Origin of the sequence: Streptomyces sp. NBC_00503 (assembly GCF_036346895.1) — a bacterium.
In the GTDB taxonomy this organism is placed as follows: Bacteria; Actinomycetota; Actinomycetes; order Streptomycetales; family Streptomycetaceae; genus Streptomyces.
Genome location: NZ_CP107855.1, coordinates 3,064,569 through 3,079,961, shown reverse-complemented (window position 1 = coordinate 3,079,961; position 15,393 = coordinate 3,064,569). Strand labels below are relative to the sequence as shown.

General features: G+C 66.5%; 10 protein-coding genes and 3 rRNA genes. 8 read left to right on the top strand and 5 right to left on the bottom strand.

Translation table 11 applies throughout. The annotated features are described in order from the left end of the window. Nucleotides 1–322: 322 nt before the first annotated feature. Entirely contained in the window at nt 323–1,774 is a 1,452-nt protein-coding gene (ahcY, locus tag OG490_RS14325) for an adenosylhomocysteinase (protein ID WP_330296670.1), read from the top strand. A gap of 146 nt (nt 1,775–1,920) precedes the next feature. After that, nucleotides 1,921–2,538, top strand: coding sequence for a hypothetical protein (locus OG490_RS14320; RefSeq protein WP_330296669.1), 618 nt, complete (start codon nt 1,921–1,923; stop codon nt 2,536–2,538). A gap of 20 nt (nt 2,539–2,558) precedes the next feature. Here the strand turns inward: OG490_RS14320 and OG490_RS14315 are convergent, their stop codons facing one another. Beyond that, nucleotides 2,559–3,509 (bottom strand): RDD family protein, encoded by a 951-nt coding sequence (locus OG490_RS14315; protein ID WP_330296668.1) that lies wholly within the window; start codon nt 3,507–3,509, stop codon nt 2,559–2,561. 128 nt (nt 3,510–3,637) lie between these two features. Between OG490_RS14315 and OG490_RS14310 the strand changes: the two genes are divergently transcribed. The 6 genes from OG490_RS14310 (at nt 3,638) to OG490_RS14285 (ending at nt 11,111) form a co-directional block, all read left to right on the top strand. Beyond that, on the top strand, nt 3,638–4,645 hold the full coding sequence (locus tag OG490_RS14310; protein ID WP_330296667.1) for a stage II sporulation protein M: 1,008 nt from the start codon (nt 3,638–3,640) through the stop codon (nt 4,643–4,645). Between the two features lie 599 nt (nt 4,646–5,244). Further along, a 16S ribosomal RNA gene (locus OG490_RS14305) occupies nt 5,245–6,769 on the top strand. Nucleotides 6,770–7,056: 287 nt separating this feature from the next. Then, nucleotides 7,057–10,180 (top strand): 23S ribosomal RNA (locus OG490_RS14300). Nucleotides 10,181–10,254: 74 nt separating this feature from the next. Then, a 5S ribosomal RNA gene (gene rrf, locus OG490_RS14295) occupies nt 10,255–10,372 on the top strand. The 16S, 23S and 5S rRNA genes sit together here, the layout of an rRNA operon. 92 nt (nt 10,373–10,464) lie before the next feature. Continuing rightward, nucleotides 10,465–10,728: a hypothetical protein gene (locus tag OG490_RS14290; RefSeq protein ID WP_330296666.1), complete on the top strand. Its 264-nt coding sequence runs from the start codon at nt 10,465–10,467 to the stop codon at nt 10,726–10,728. Continuing rightward, nucleotides 10,725–11,111 carry a hypothetical protein gene (locus OG490_RS14285; RefSeq protein WP_330296665.1) on the top strand — a complete coding sequence of 129 codons (387 nt, stop codon included), beginning with the start codon at nt 10,725–10,727 and terminating at the stop codon, nt 11,109–11,111. Before OG490_RS14290 ends, OG490_RS14285 begins: the two co-directional genes overlap by 4 nt. Nucleotides 11,112–11,123: 12 nt before the next feature. Here the strand turns inward: OG490_RS14285 and OG490_RS14280 are convergent, their stop codons facing one another. The 4 genes from OG490_RS14280 to OG490_RS14265 are packed head-to-tail and all read right to left on the bottom strand — an operon-like array spanning nt 11,124 to nt 15,389. Continuing rightward, nucleotides 11,124–12,434 carry a DUF58 domain-containing protein gene (locus OG490_RS14280; protein WP_330296664.1) on the bottom strand — a complete coding sequence of 437 codons (1,311 nt, stop codon included), beginning with the start codon at nt 12,432–12,434 and terminating at the stop codon, nt 11,124–11,126. Further along, nucleotides 12,434–13,399 (bottom strand): AAA family ATPase, encoded by a 966-nt coding sequence (locus OG490_RS14275; protein ID WP_330296663.1) that lies wholly within the window; start codon nt 13,397–13,399, stop codon nt 12,434–12,436. The genes OG490_RS14280 and OG490_RS14275 overlap by 1 nt, the downstream gene beginning before the upstream one ends. Continuing rightward, complete coding sequence (locus OG490_RS14270; protein ID WP_330296662.1) at nt 13,396–14,694, bottom strand: DUF4350 domain-containing protein; 1,299 nt, start codon at nt 14,692–14,694, stop codon at nt 13,396–13,398. Before OG490_RS14270 ends, OG490_RS14275 begins: the two co-directional genes overlap by 4 nt. Then, nucleotides 14,691–15,389, bottom strand: a complete 699-nt coding sequence (locus tag OG490_RS14265) for a DUF4129 domain-containing protein (protein ID WP_330296661.1) — start codon at nt 15,387–15,389, stop codon at nt 14,691–14,693. The genes OG490_RS14270 and OG490_RS14265 overlap by 4 nt, the downstream gene beginning before the upstream one ends. Nucleotides 15,390–15,393 lie beyond the last annotated feature (4 nt).

Below are 15,393 nucleotides of genomic sequence, written 5' to 3'. Positions count from 1 at the left end.
GACCGCGCTCACGACCCGGCCCACCGGCATCCTCCACCACCGCAGGGGTGGAGTAAAAGTCCGAAAGGCCCTGAAGTGTTCGGCTGGAAGGCCTGAAACCGCGACACTGCACGGAGCAAGATTCCAGACGCCTCACTCCGCCGATCGGTGTAGATTCGTCATCAGTGTCAGGCGTCGCTGCTGATGGCGGTCGGGCGGTCCTTGGAGACCGGCCGAGGGGAGAGAGGACCCCCGACGGACTGAGCGCCGGGTACGTCGTCCCCCGCGGACGGTGTACTGCTCAGCCGTACCCACCCTCTCGATCATCAGGAGCAGCATCTTCATGACTGCCGCATTCACCGACTTCAAGGTCGCGGACCTCTCCCTCGCCGTCTTCGGCCGCAAGGAGATCACCCTCGCCGAGCACGAGATGCCCGGTCTGATGTCGATCCGCAAGGAGTTCGCGGCGACCCAGCCCCTGGCCGGCGCCCGCGTCACCGGCTCGCTGCACATGACCGTGCAGACCGCCGTCCTCATCGAGACCCTCGTCGCCCTCGGCGCCGACGTCCGCTGGGCCTCCTGCAACATCTTCTCCACCCAGGACCACGCGGCCGCCGCCATCGCGGTCGGCCCGAACGGCACCGTGGACAACCCGCAGGGCGTCCCCGTCTTCGCCTGGAAGGGCGAGACGCTGGAAGAGTACTGGTGGTGCACCGAGCAGGCGCTGACCTGGCCGAACACCCCCACCGGCGGCCCGAACATGATCCTCGACGACGGTGGCGACGCCACCCTCCTGGTCCACAAGGGCGTCGAGTTCGAGAAGGTCGGCGCGGCCCCGGACCCGGCCACGGCCGACTCCGAGGAGTACGCCCACATCCTCACGCTCCTCAACCGCACCCTGGGCGAGGCCCCGCAGAAGTGGACGCAGCTCGCGTCCGAGATCCGCGGCGTGACCGAGGAGACCACCACCGGTGTCCACCGTCTCTACGAGATGATGGCCGAAGGCTCCCTGCTGTTCCCGGCGATCAACGTGAACGACGCCGTGACCAAGTCGAAGTTCGACAACAAGTACGGCTGCCGCCACTCCCTGATCGACGGCATCAACCGCGCCACCGACGTCCTCATCGGCGGCAAGACCGCCGTGGTCTGCGGCTACGGCGACGTCGGCAAGGGTTCCGCCGAGTCCCTGCGCGGCCAGGGCGCCCGCGTGATCATCACCGAGATCGACCCGATCTGCGCGCTCCAGGCGGCCATGGACGGCTACCAGGTCGCCACGCTCGACGACGTCGTGGAGACCGCGGACATCTTCATCACGACCACGGGCAACAAGGACATCATCATGGCCTCGGACATGGCCAAGATGAAGCACCAGGCGATCGTGGGCAACATCGGCCACTTCGACAACGAGATCGACATGGCCGGTCTCGCCAAGATCGAGGGCATCGTCAAGGACGAGGTCAAGCCGCAGGTCCACACCTGGAAGTTCCCCGACGGCAAGGTCCTCATCGTGCTGTCCGAGGGCCGCCTGCTGAACCTGGGCAACGCGACCGGTCACCCGTCCTTCGTGATGTCGAACTCCTTCGCGGACCAGACCCTGGCCCAGATCGAGCTCTTCACCAAGCAGGCCGAGTACCCGACCGACGTCTACGTGCTCCCCAAGCACCTCGACGAGAAGGTCGCCCGCCTCCACCTCGACGCCCTCGGCGTCAAGCTCACCACCCTGCGCCCCGAGCAGGCCTCCTACATCGGCGTCCCGGTCGAAGGCCCGTACAAGGCCGACCACTACCGCTACTGAGCCCACCGGATCCCCGAGGATCCCGATCGGCACACCGCGCGAAGCAGGCCCCCGGCACCACGCCGGGGGCCTGCCCCGTACCCGCTCCGAACCCCGCCCCGAAACCACGATCCGCACCCCGCTCCGCACAGCAAGGACCCGCCCCGATGCCCCGCGGCCGCTACTCGCTCCACGACACCCACGACCACACCCCCCTCGGCGAGGAGCACTTCCACTGCGCCCCGGGCCCCTCGGGCTGGCGCTACGTGTCCCAGCTCACCGCGCCCGACGGCAGCCACCGAGGCTCCGTGGACCTGGCCATCGACGAACTCGGCCGCCCCATCCGCCTCGAAGCCAACGCCTCCAGCTGGCAGGTCCGCGGCGCCGCCATCGACGGCGTCACCTGGGTCCGCACCGACCCCCTCGGCGCCGAAGCCACCGAAGGCAACGTCCAGGCCCCCGGGTTCACCGGCACCTCCCCGGCCTTCCTCATCGCCACGACCCGGCTGCTGCGCCTCACCCCGGGCGCCCCCGCCACCCGGGTCCGCCTCCTCGCCCTGACCGACCCCGTCCTGGCACCCCGTACGGTCGACCAGGCCTGGGCCCTGCTGCGCCGTGCCGAGCACGCCACCGACAGCGGACCGCTCCTGGTCGACGAATACCAGGTCAGCGCCCTGGACACCGGCGAGGTCCACACCGTCCACATCGCCGGAGACGTGGTCCTCTCGGCCCCCGGCATCGAGCTCGAACACCTGGAAACCCCGCCCTCGGCCTTCGAGGACTAGGGGGTCTCCCCGAGCCCGTCTCAGGCGGGCGGAGCGAACCCCGTGGCCCGGGGCGGCTGTGCCCCTACGGGCGCTACGGGCGCCACGGCGGGCACCGCGGCCACGACGGGCGGTTGCGCCGGCGCCACGGGCACGCCGGGCATGACCGGCATCCCGCCGTGCGGTCCGGGAGCCACCGGCGCCGGCGCGTACACCGGGACCTGCGGCTGCGCCTGAACACGGGCCGGGGAGAAGGCCCGCGCCGCATCCCGCGACTGCCGCTCGTGCACCACCGCCATCAGGAACGCGGCAGCCGGCACCCCGACGGGCGCGGGCGCCCCCGTACGCGCCACCAGATCGTCCGCCAGCCGCGCCGCCATCGTCGCGCCCGTCTGCGGATCCAGCTGGTTCATCCGCGTCAGGTACTGCCGGATCGCCAGCCACAGGCCGTCCGGTACCCCCGACAGGTCCAGCCCGCCGAAGCGCCCGGCCAGCCACGGCGGCGGCGGAGGCACCGGCATCACCCGGGCCCCGGGCACCCGCTCCCGGATGACCAGGGTCCCCGCGAAGACGTCGCCCAGCCGCCGACCCCGCGCGGAAACCAGCGAAGCGATGCAGGCCACGGCCCCGAAGAACGCGTACAGCTCGATGACCCCCATGGCTCCGCGCACCAGCGCGTGCCGGAAGCGGATCGGCCCGCCGTCATCGCGCACCACGCGCAGCCCGCAGGCGAGCTTGCCGAGCGAGCGCCCGTGGCTCAGCGTCTCCACCGCGATCGGCACGCCGATGAGGACGAGGACGGACGAGGACACGGCCACGGCCGCCTGCGCTGCATCGTCCAGCGAGGCGGTGGCGAAGGTCAGCCCGAGGGTGATCAGCAGATAGCCGGCGACGTAGACGGCCATGTCCAACATGATCGCCAGCGCCCGGCTCGGCAGCCTCGCAGGCCGCAGCCCCAGGACGACCGCATCCCCCGTCACCAGATCACTCACCGGTCCACACACCCTTCACCCGACCTGCCCCGCCCCTTTGGCATCCAGTCTGCCAAGCTGACGACGGAAGAAGTAAGAAAATCAGGGGCCGTTCATCGGAGCACCAGGGGCAGGGGAGCGCCAACCGCATGGATCTCGACGTCTTCGTGGCAGCGCACCAGGCCGAGTGGGCCCGGCTGGAACAGCTCCTGGGCCGCGGCCGCCGCCTCACGGGCGACGAGGCGGACGAGCTCGTCGCGCTCTACCAGCGCACCTCCACCCACCTCTCCCTCATCCAGTCCAGTACCCCGGACCCGATGCTCACGGGCCGCCTGACCCAGCTCGTGGCCCGCGCCCGCGCCACGGTGACGGGCGCCCGCCGGGGCGGCTGGCGCGACGCGGCCCGCTTCTTCACCGCCGGCTTCCCGGCCGCCGTCTACGTCAGCCGCCGCTGGTGGATACCCACGGCGCTGATCTCCCTCGCCGTCGCCGTACTCATGGGCTGGTGGATCGCCACCCACCCCGAGGTCCAGAGCGCCATCGGAGCTCCCGAGGACCTGAAGGCGATGACGAAGCCGGGCGGTGAGTACGAGACGTACTACTCGAGCCACCCCGCGGCCTCCTTCGCCGCCCAGGTCTGGACGAACAACGCCAAGGCGGCCGCGATGTGCCTGGTCTTCGGCGCCTTCCTGGGCCTGCCCGTGCTGGGGATCCTCTGGGTGAACATGGAGAACCTCGCAGCCGGCATCGGCCTGATGGGGGGCGCCGACCGCCTCGACGTCTTCCTCGGCCTGATCCTCCCGCACGGCCTGCTGGAGCTGACCGCGGTCTTCGTCGCCGCCGGTACGGGCCTGCGCCTGGGCTGGACGGTCATCGACCCGGGCCTGCGCACTCGCCGCGAGGCCCTGGCGGAACAGGGCCGCGCCGCTCTGGGCATGGCCATGGGCCTGACGGTCGTCCTGTTCGTCTCGGGCCTGATCGAAGGCTTCGTCACCCCCTCCGGCCTGCCCACCTGGGCCCGCATCGCCATCGGCGTGGCGGCCGAGGCGGCCTTCCTGCTCTACGTCTACGTCCTGGGCGGCCGCGCGGCCCGTGCGGGCGAGGTGGGCGACGTGGAGCTCGCCGACCGGGCGGCGACTCTCCCCACCGCTGCCTGATGTGCGTTCCAGCCGTCTGAGCTGCTAGTCTCCTCCTCTGTCCCGCAAAGACCGTTGACACGGACCGCGCGGGGAGGTAGATTCGAACGGTTGCCTCGAACTGGACAAGTTCGGCAGCGATGGTTTAAAGTCTTTCTCGCCCCCCGGAATTGAATTCCAAGAGGGCACACTCGACTCTCCTTTCAGGAAATCGAAGCCGGTAAATCCGGTGGAAAACTTCTGATAGAGTCGGACTCGCCGGAGAGGGAAAAGCGCGAAAGCGCAGGACCCGGAAGGCGGAAAACAAGCGAGACTGACTCTGATAGAGTCGGAAACGCAAGAACAGAACGAAGGAAGCGCCCGGAGGAAAACCCGCAGGGGTTAGTACAAAGGAAGCGTCCGTTCCTTGAGAACTCAACAGCGTGCCAAAAATCAACGCCAAAAAGTTGATACCCCGTCCACCTCGGTGGATGAGGTTCCTTTGAAAAAAGACCTGTGAGGTCGCGGTTCTGCCGCGTCACTTGTAGGCAATTACACAGCGAGGACGCAGTGGACGGTCGGTCTTATTCCGACATGACTGTCCCGCTCTAAGTGCGTGTGCACCCGATTACGGGTAAACATTCATGGAGAGTTTGATCCTGGCTCAGGACGAACGCTGGCGGCGTGCTTAACACATGCAAGTCGAACGATGAAGCCCTTCGGGGTGGATTAGTGGCGAACGGGTGAGTAACACGTGGGCAATCTGCCCTTCACTCTGGGACAAGCCCTGGAAACGGGGTCTAATACCGGATAACACTCCTGCCTGCATGGGCGGGGGTTAAAAGCTCCGGCGGTGAAGGATGAGCCCGCGGCCTATCAGCTTGTTGGTGGGGTAATGGCCCACCAAGGCGACGACGGGTAGCCGGCCTGAGAGGGCGACCGGCCACACTGGGACTGAGACACGGCCCAGACTCCTACGGGAGGCAGCAGTGGGGAATATTGCACAATGGGCGAAAGCCTGATGCAGCGACGCCGCGTGAGGGATGACGGCCTTCGGGTTGTAAACCTCTTTCAGCAGGGAAGAAGCGAAAGTGACGGTACCTGCAGAAGAAGCGCCGGCTAACTACGTGCCAGCAGCCGCGGTAATACGTAGGGCGCAAGCGTTGTCCGGAATTATTGGGCGTAAAGAGCTCGTAGGCGGCTTGTCACGTCGGATGTGAAAGCCCGAGGCTTAACCTCGGGTCTGCATTCGATACGGGCTAGCTAGAGTGTGGTAGGGGAGATCGGAATTCCTGGTGTAGCGGTGAAATGCGCAGATATCAGGAGGAACACCGGTGGCGAAGGCGGATCTCTGGGCCATTACTGACGCTGAGGAGCGAAAGCGTGGGGAGCGAACAGGATTAGATACCCTGGTAGTCCACGCCGTAAACGTTGGGAACTAGGTGTTGGCGACATTCCACGTCGTCGGTGCCGCAGCTAACGCATTAAGTTCCCCGCCTGGGGAGTACGGCCGCAAGGCTAAAACTCAAAGGAATTGACGGGGGCCCGCACAAGCAGCGGAGCATGTGGCTTAATTCGACGCAACGCGAAGAACCTTACCAAGGCTTGACATATACCGGAAAGCATTAGAGATAGTGCCCCCCTTGTGGTCGGTATACAGGTGGTGCATGGCTGTCGTCAGCTCGTGTCGTGAGATGTTGGGTTAAGTCCCGCAACGAGCGCAACCCTTGTCCTGTGTTGCCAGCATGCCCTTCGGGGTGATGGGGACTCACAGGAGACCGCCGGGGTCAACTCGGAGGAAGGTGGGGACGACGTCAAGTCATCATGCCCCTTATGTCTTGGGCTGCACACGTGCTACAATGGCCGGTACAATGAGCTGCGATACCGTGAGGTGGAGCGAATCTCAAAAAGCCGGTCTCAGTTCGGATTGGGGTCTGCAACTCGACCCCATGAAGTCGGAGTTGCTAGTAATCGCAGATCAGCATTGCTGCGGTGAATACGTTCCCGGGCCTTGTACACACCGCCCGTCACGTCACGAAAGTCGGTAACACCCGAAGCCGGTGGCCCAACCCGTAAGGGAGGGAGCTGTCGAAGGTGGGACTGGCGATTGGGACGAAGTCGTAACAAGGTAGCCGTACCGGAAGGTGCGGCTGGATCACCTCCTTTCTAAGGAGCACAGTACCGATTGCAGACAAACGTTCTGCACGGTCAGCTCAGGGTGGAACGTTGATTAGTTGGCACGGTTTCCAAAACCTTCTGTGAGTACTGCTTCGGCGTGGAAAACGGTTTGAGTGGCGGGGATCGTGCTTGGCACGTTGTTGGGTATCTGAGGGTACGGCCGTATGGTCATGCCTTCTGCGATGCCGGCCCCAGTGAACTCGCCAGCTTGTCTGGTGGGGTGATGGGTGGCTGGTCGTTGCTTGAGAACTACACAGTGGACGCGAGCATCTGTAGGCCAAGTTTTTAAGGGCGCACGGTGGATGCCTTGGCACCAGGAACCGATGAAGGACGTGAGAGGCCGCGATAGGCCCCGGGGAGCTGCCAACTGAGCTTTGATCCGGGGGTGTCCGAATGGGGAAACCCGGCAGTCGTCATGGGCTGTCACCCACTGCTGAACACATAGGCAGTGTGGAGGGAACGCGGGGAAGTGAAACATCTCAGTACCCGCAGGAAGAGAAAACAACCGTGATTCCGGGAGTAGTGGCGAGCGAAACCGGAACAGGCCAAACCGTATGCGTGTGATACCCGGCAGGGGTTGCGCATGCGGGGTTGTGGGAATTCTTTTGATCGGTCTGCCGGCCGGTCGGCGAGTCAGAAACCGTTGATGTAGTCGAAGGACATGCGAAAGGTCCGGCGTAGAGGGTAAGACCCCCGTAGACGAAACATCAGCGGCTTGCTTAAGAATCTCCCAAGTAGCACGGGGCCCGAGAAATCCCGTGTGAATCTGGCGGGACCACCCGCTAAGCCTAAATATTCCCTGGTGACCGATAGCGGATAGTACCGTGAGGGAATGGTGAAAAGTACCGCGGGAGCGGAGTGAAATAGTACCTGAAACCGTGTGCCTACAAGCCGTGGGAGCGTCGCCGTTATTCTTCGGAATAACGGTCGTGACTGCGTGCCTTTTGAAGAATGAGCCTGCGAGTTAGCGGTGTGTAGCGAGGTTAACCCGTGTGGGGAAGCCGTAGCGAAAGCGAGTCCGAATAGGGCGATTGAGTTGCACGCTCTAGACCCGAAGCGGAGTGATCTAGCCATGGGCAGGTTGAAGCGGAGGTAAGACTTCGTGGAGGACCGAACCCACCAGGGTTGAAAACCTGGGGGATGACCTGTGGTTAGGGGTGAAAGGCCAATCAAACTCCGTGATAGCTGGTTCTCCCCGAAATGCATTTAGGTGCAGCGTCACGTGTTTCTTGCCGGAGGTAGAGCACTGGATAGGCGATGGGCCCTACCGGGTTACTGACCTTAGCCAAACTCCGAATGCCGGTAAGTGAGAGCGTGGCAGTGAGACTGTGGGGGATAAGCTCCATGGTCGAGAGGGAAACAGCCCAGAGCATCGACTAAGGCCCCTAAGCGTACGCTAAGTGGGAAAGGATGTGGAGTCGCAGAGACAACCAGGAGGTTGGCTTAGAAGCAGCCACCCTTGAAAGAGTGCGTAATAGCTCACTGGTCAAGTGATTCCGCGCCGACAATGTAGCGGGGCTCAAGCGTACCGCCGAAGTCGTGTCATTGCAGCAATAGGGCCAACGCCCGCTGTGATGGGTAGGGGAGCGTCGTGTGCCGGGTGAAGCAGCAGCGGAAGCTAGTTGTGGACGGTTCACGAGTGAGAATGCAGGCATGAGTAGCGATACACACGTGAGAAACGTGTGCGCCGATTGACTAAGGGTTCCTGGGTCAAGCTGATCTGCCCAGGGTAAGTCGGGACCTAAGGCGAGGCCGACAGGCGTAGTCGATGGACAACCGGTTGATATTCCGGTACCCGCTTTGAAACGCCCAATATCGAATCAGGCGATGCTAAGTCCGTGAAGCCGTTCCGGACCCTTCGGGGAAAGGAAAGTGGTGGAGCCGACGAACCAGACTTGTAGTAGGTAAGCGATGGGGTGACGCAGGAAGGTAGTCCAGCCCGGGCGGTGGTAGTCCCGGGGTAAGGGTGTAGGCCGAGGGGTAGGCAAATCCGTCCCTCATATAAGGCTGAGACCTGATGCCGAGCCGATTGTGGTGAAGTGGATGATCCTATGCTGTCGAGAAAAGCCTCTAGCGAGTTTCATGGCGGCCCGTACCCTAAACCGACTCAGGTGGTCAGGTAGAGAATACCGAGGCGTTCGGGTGAACTATGGTTAAGGAACTCGGCAAAATGCCCCCGTAACTTCGGGAGAAGGGGGGCCAGTCCTGGTGATCGGATTTACTCCGTGAGCTGGGGGTGGCCGCAGAGACCAGCGAGAAGCGACTGTTTACTAAAAACACAGGTCCGTGCGAAGCCGTAAGGCGATGTATACGGACTGACGCCTGCCCGGTGCTGGAACGTTAAGGGGACCGGTTAGTCACATTTCGGTGTGGCGAAGCTGAGAACTTAAGCGCCAGTAAACGGCGGTGGTAACTATAACCATCCTAAGGTAGCGAAATTCCTTGTCGGGTAAGTTCCGACCTGCACGAATGGCGTAACGACTTCTCGACTGTCTCAACCATAGGCCCGGTGAAATTGCACTACGAGTAAAGATGCTCGTTTCGCGCAGCAGGACGGAAAGACCCCGGGACCTTTACTATAGTTTGATATTGGTGTTCGGTTCGGCTTGTGTAGGATAGGTGGGAGACTTTGAAGCTGTGACGCCAGTCATGGTGGAGTCGCCGTTGAAATACCACTCTGGTCGTGCTGGATGTCTAACCTCGGTCCGTGATCCGGATCAGGGACAGTGTCTGATGGGTAGTTTAACTGGGGCGGTTGCCTCCCAAAAAGTAACGGAGGCGCCCAAAGGTTCCCTCAGCCTGGTTGGCAATCAGGTGTTGAGTGTAAGTGCACAAGGGAGCTTGACTGTGAGACCGACGGGTCGAGCAGGGACGAAAGTCGGGACTAGTGATCCGGCGGTGGCTTGTGGAAGCGCCGTCGCTCAACGGATAAAAGGTACCCCGGGGATAACAGGCTGATCTTCCCCAAGAGTCCATATCGACGGGATGGTTTGGCACCTCGATGTCGGCTCGTCGCATCCTGGGGCTGGAGTCGGTCCCAAGGGTTGGGCTGTTCGCCCATTAAAGCGGTACGCGAGCTGGGTTTAGAACGTCGTGAGACAGTTCGGTCCCTATCCGCTGTGCGCGTAGGAATATTGAGAAGGGCTGTCCCTAGTACGAGAGGACCGGGACGGACGAACCTCTGGTGTGCCAGTTGTCCTGCCAAGGGCATGGCTGGTTGGCTACGTTCGGGAGGGATAACCGCTGAAAGCATCTAAGCGGGAAGCCTGCTTCAAGATGAGTATTCCCACCTCCTTGAGAGGGTAAGGCTCCCAGTAGACGACTGGGTTGATAGGCCAGATGTGGAAGCCCGGTAACGGGTGGAGCTGACTGGTACTAATAGGCCGAGGGCTTGTCCTCAGTTGCTCGCGTCCACTGTGTTAGTTCTGAAGTAACGAACTGTGTTCATATCCGGTTGGTTAACTTCATAGTGTTTCGGTGGTCATAGCGTTAGGGAAACGCCCGGTTTACATTCCGAACCCGGAAGCTAAGCCTTTCAGCGCCGATGGTACTGCAGGGGGGACCCTGTGGGAGAGTAGGACGCCGCCGAACAATCATTGTAGAGAGCCCCGTACCAGGGAACTGGTACGGGGCTTTTCTGCGTTTACCCCCGCCCGGTGTTTACGCGGACGTATACTCGGAGCATGTCTGATGCCATGATCCGCGTGCCGGCCGAGGTGAGAGACCGCCTTGCCGTCATCGCTGAGTCCCGTGGGACGTCCATCCGGTCTCTGGTGCAGGAGTTTGCGGAGACGACGCTGACCGCAGAGGAACGGCGGGAGCGGGCAGAGCGCGCTCGGGCCTACATGGCTGAGCACTTCGGGGTTGAAGTGACTGACGAGGAGAGCGGGGCCATGGGGCGGAAGCTCCGTGAGGCCTTCGAGCAACAGCAGAACGCTGCCGCGTGATCCAACACCACCTCGTCCTGGACACGCCGTCGTTGCTTGCGCTGTCCGGGAACCGGCAGGTGTCCGCACTGATCCACCGCGCCTATCTGGATACGGACACGCGTTTGTGGGTGCCGGTCCTGTCGGTTCTCGAGGCCGACGTGGTGCTCGCGGGGATCGCCGAGCACATCGGCCAGCTCGACGTCATCCACATGCTTGACCTCGACTATCCGGCGGTCCTGGCTGTGGCGCAGATGTGCCGCGACGGAGTTCCCGCGGGTATCGGAGCAGCCGTCCACGCAGCACGTCACCTTCCCGAATGGGGCTCCCAGGCTCTGGTCGCCACGGTCGAACCGAAGACCTATGCAGGTCTGGGAGTAGGCGTACTCGATCTGAATCGCTGAGCCCTGCGCTGCTCAGAGCCGGCCGGCGGCCTTGAGGGCGAGGTAGGCGTCTGCCAGGGCGGGGGCCAGGGTGTCCGGGGTGGCGTCGACCACGTGGACGCCGTGGCGGGTGAGCTGGTCCGCCGTGCGGCGGCGGGCCGACTGGGACTGGGTGGCGGCGGCCGCTTCGTAGACCGCTTCGATCGTGGAGCGGGACGTGCTCATCTCCGCGATGTGCGGGTCCGCGACCGAGGCCAGCACGACGGTGTGGCGCTGCGTGAGGCGGGGGAGGACGGGCAGGAGGCCCTCTTCCACGGCGGCCGCGTCCAGGCTGGTCAGGAGGACCACCAGGGAGCGGCGCGGGGCGCTGCGCAGGATGGTGGAGACCAGGGTGCGGGAGTCGGTCTCGACGAGCTCCGGTTCCAGGGTGGCCATGGCGTTGACGAAGGCCGGCAGGGTGTCGGCGGCGGAGCGGGCCTGGACCTGTGCGCGGGTGCGGCGGTCGTGGGCCAGCAGGTCCACGCGGTCGCCGGCGCGGGTGGCCAGGGCCGTCAGGAGCAGGGCGGCGTCCATCGCCGAGTCCAGGCGGGGGGCGTCGCCGACGCGGCCGGCCGAGGTGCGGCCGGTGTCGAGGCAGATGAGGATGTGGCGGTCCCGTTCGGGACGCCAGGTGCGGACGGCCACCTTCTGCTGGCGGGCGGTGGCCCGCCAGTCGATGGAGCGGGTGTCGTCGCCGGGTACGTAGTCGCGCAGGCTGTCGAACTCCGTGCCCTCACCGCGTGTCAGGACGCTGGTGCGGCCGTCGAGTTCGCGCAGTCGGGCCAGGCGTGAGGGCAGGTGCTTGCGGCTGGCGAAGGGCGGCAGGACGCGGACCGTCCACGGGACGGTGTGGTTGCCCTGGCGGGCCAGGAGGCCGAGCGGGCCGTAGGAGCGGATCGTGACGCGCTCGGCCCGGCGGTCGCCGCGGCGGGTGGGCCGCAGGCGGGTGGTCAGGAGGCGGCGTTCGCCCGCGGGGACCGTCAACGCGTGGCGGGAGGCGTCGACTTCGGTGCCGGGCACCCAGCTGCTGGGGGGCCATGCGTCGCGGATCCGGGCGCGAAGGGTGCGCTGGGAGGGGTTGGTGACGGTGAGGTGCACGTCGGCGGATTCGCCGAGGCGTACCGAGGTGTCGCCGGAGCGGGTCAGCCGGAGCGTGCGGACGGGCGCCGCGAGGGCGTAGTCGACCGCGCAGGCCAGGGCGAGCGGGCCGTTGACGGCGAGGATCCCCGTCCAGCTCGGTTCGAGGAGGCCGACGGGGAGGCTGCCGAGGGCCGCCAGGAGGGCGGCGCGTCCGGTGAACCCCATCAGCGCGGTACGGGGACGTGGGAGAGGATCGCGGTGATGACCGCGTCGGCCGTGACGCCCTCCATCTCGGCCTCGGGGCGCAGCTGGACGCGGTGGCGCAGGGTGGGCAGGGCCAGGGCCTTGACGTCGTCGGGGGTGACGTAGTCGCGGCCGACGAGCCAGGCCCAGGCGCGGGCGGTCGCCAGCAGCGCGGTCGCGCCGCGGGGGGAGACGCCGAGGGTGAGCGAGGGCGATTCGCGGGTGGCGCGGCAGATGTCGACGACGTACGCGGCGATCTCCGGGGAGACGCTGGTGGCCTCGACGGCCTTGCGGGCGGCTTCGAGTTCGGCGACGCCCGCGACCGGGCGGATGCCGGCGGAGCGCAGGTCGCGCGGGTTGAACCCGGCGGCGTGGCGGGTCAGTACGCCGATCTCGTCCTCGCGGGAGGGCAGCGGCACGGTGAGCTTGAGGAGGAAGCGGTCGAGCTGGGCCTCGGGGAGGGGGTACGTGCCCTCGTACTCGACCGGGTTCATCGTGGCGGCGACGAGGAACGGCTCGGGGAGCATGCGCGGGACGCCGTCGACGGTGACCTGGCGCTCCTCCATCGCTTCGAGGAGGGAGGACTGGGTCTTGGGAGGCGTGCGGTTGATCTCGTCCGCGAGGAGGAGGTTGGTGAAGACCGGGCCGTTCTGGAAGGAGAACTCGGCGGTGCGGGCGTCGTAGACCAGCGAGCCCGTGACGTCGCTGGGCATCAGGTCGGGGGTGAACTGGACGCGCTTGGTGTCGAGTTCGAGGGAGGCGGCGAGGGCCCGTACGAGGAGGGTCTTCGCTACGCCGGGGACGCCTTCGAGGAGGACGTGGCCGCGGCACAGGAGGGCTACGACGAGACCGGTGACGGCCGAGTCCTGGCCGACGACGGCCTTTCCGATCTCGGTGCGGAGCGCCTCCAGTGCGGAGCGGGCGCTGCTGTCCGTGGTGGCCGTCATGAGGAGCGGACCTCTCTTTCGAGGGCGTCGAGTTGGTCGGCGAGCGCGATGAGCGCGGCGTCGTTGGTGGGGGTGGTGCCGAAGAGCAGGGAGTGGAGGTCGTGCGAGCCGTCGGTGAGGCGGGCGGAGACGGCGGGCACGAGGGAGACGGGGTCGTGGGCCTGGGACGCCGGTACGCCGACCAGTGCGGCCAGGCGTTCGCGGGAGGCGGCGCGTAGCACGGTGGCGGCGCGGTCGCGGGCTCCGGCCTTGTGGTAGAGGCGGGCGCGGCCCTGGGTGGCCTCGGAGGCGGGGACCAGGACGGGCAGCCGTTCGGTGACGAGCGGGCCGAGGCGCCGGGCGCGCCAGAGGCCGGCGACGGCGGCGGCGAGGAAGAGCTGGAGCAGGGCCCAGCTCCAGCCCGCCGGGATCAGTTCGAGGAAGCTCTTGCCCTCGGCCTCGGCGTCGTCCGGGTCGGAGTCGGCGAGCGAGGGCATGTACCAGACCAGGTGGGGCCGGGTGCCGAGGAGTTGGAGCGCGAGGGAGGCGTTGCCCTCCTTGGCGAGGGCGTTGTTGAGGAAGATGCGCTCGGAGCCGATGAGGACGCTGTCTCCGCCGCGGGTGGAGCTCGGCAGGACGAGGAGCGTGGGGTGGCCGTCGCTGGGGTAACAGGCGGTGGCTTTGGGGGTGTTGGTGGTGTAGTGGTAGCCGCCGCCGGTGGTGGCGCGGCCCGCGGAGGTGGCTGCGGGCAGTGCGCAGCCCGGGTCGAGGTCGGTTTCCTCGCCGGTCCCGTCGGGCTGGGCGCGGGTGCCGGGGGCCAGGGCGGGGAGGCTGAGGGTGCTGGGGGCGAGCAGTACGGTGCGGCCGCCCGAGAGGTCCATGGCGGACCGGATCGCGCGCAGCCGGCTGTCTTCGAGCCGGTCGGGATCGGTGACCAGCAGGGTGGTGTCGGGTCCGGCGGCGTCGGCGGCCGCGTCGGCGGTGGTCACGACGCGGGTGTCGACCCCGTGGTTCTTGAGCAGTTCGGCCACGGCCCGGCTGCCGAAGGGGTCGGCGGAGCGGGGGTCCAGGTATCCGTGCCGGGCGCCGGAGTTCATGGCGGCCAGGGCCAGCCCGGCGGTGAGGAGCAGGGCGAGCGCGATGAGGAAGCCGCGGGCGCGGGTCCACAGGACGCCGGGGGTCAGGGGTGCGGCGGCGGTCGCCGGGGCCGGGGCGGGCGCGCCCGCGGGGGCTGCGTCCGTGGCGACTGCGGGGGCTCCGGCCCAGGCGGTCGTGGCGGCGGCGGGCGGGACGCTGGGGTCCTGGGGGCGGGTCATGGGGTGGGGCCTGTCAGGAGCGGCTTCGTGCGGGTCAGGTCCAGGTCCAGGTCGCGCAGGGTGGCGTACATGGCCCCGTTGGCCGGACGTGCGCCGTAGGTGACCTCGTCGAAGGTGCGGGCCGCGGCGCGCAGGGCGGCCTCGTGGGCCGGGAGGGACACGGCGGCTTCGGTGGCCGCCTCGTCGGCCGTGCGGCCGGGGCGGGGGTCCAGGAGGGTGCGCTCCTCCAGGGAGCGGACGACGGCGCGCATGCGCTCCTGGACGGCTTCGTTCCAGCGGCCTTCGGCGGCCAGTGCCTCGGCGCTCGTGCGGTGGTCGGCCGCGCTGCGGACGCCGTCGTCGAAGAGGGTGCCCGCGGCGCCGGCGGCCCGCTTCGGGGCGCCGAGCCGCCACCACAGGGCGGCGAGGACGAGGACGGCGAACACGGCGACGGCCACCAGGCCCAGGGCTCCGCCGGGCGTAGAGGCCGAGGCGTGGTCGAAGAGGCTCCCGACCTTGTCCCAGAACCAGTCCAGGGCGCGCTGGAACAGCCCCGGGTCGTTCTGGTGGTACATCGGCTTGGACAGCTCCTGCGCTGCCGCCTCGCGGGCGGCGTCACGGCCGATGGTGACCGGTGGCGCCGGTGATGCCGATGGTGATGCGGTCGCCGTCGCGGCCGTTGTCGTCGCTGCGAGCAGGCCCCCCGTGCCCCTCATCCGC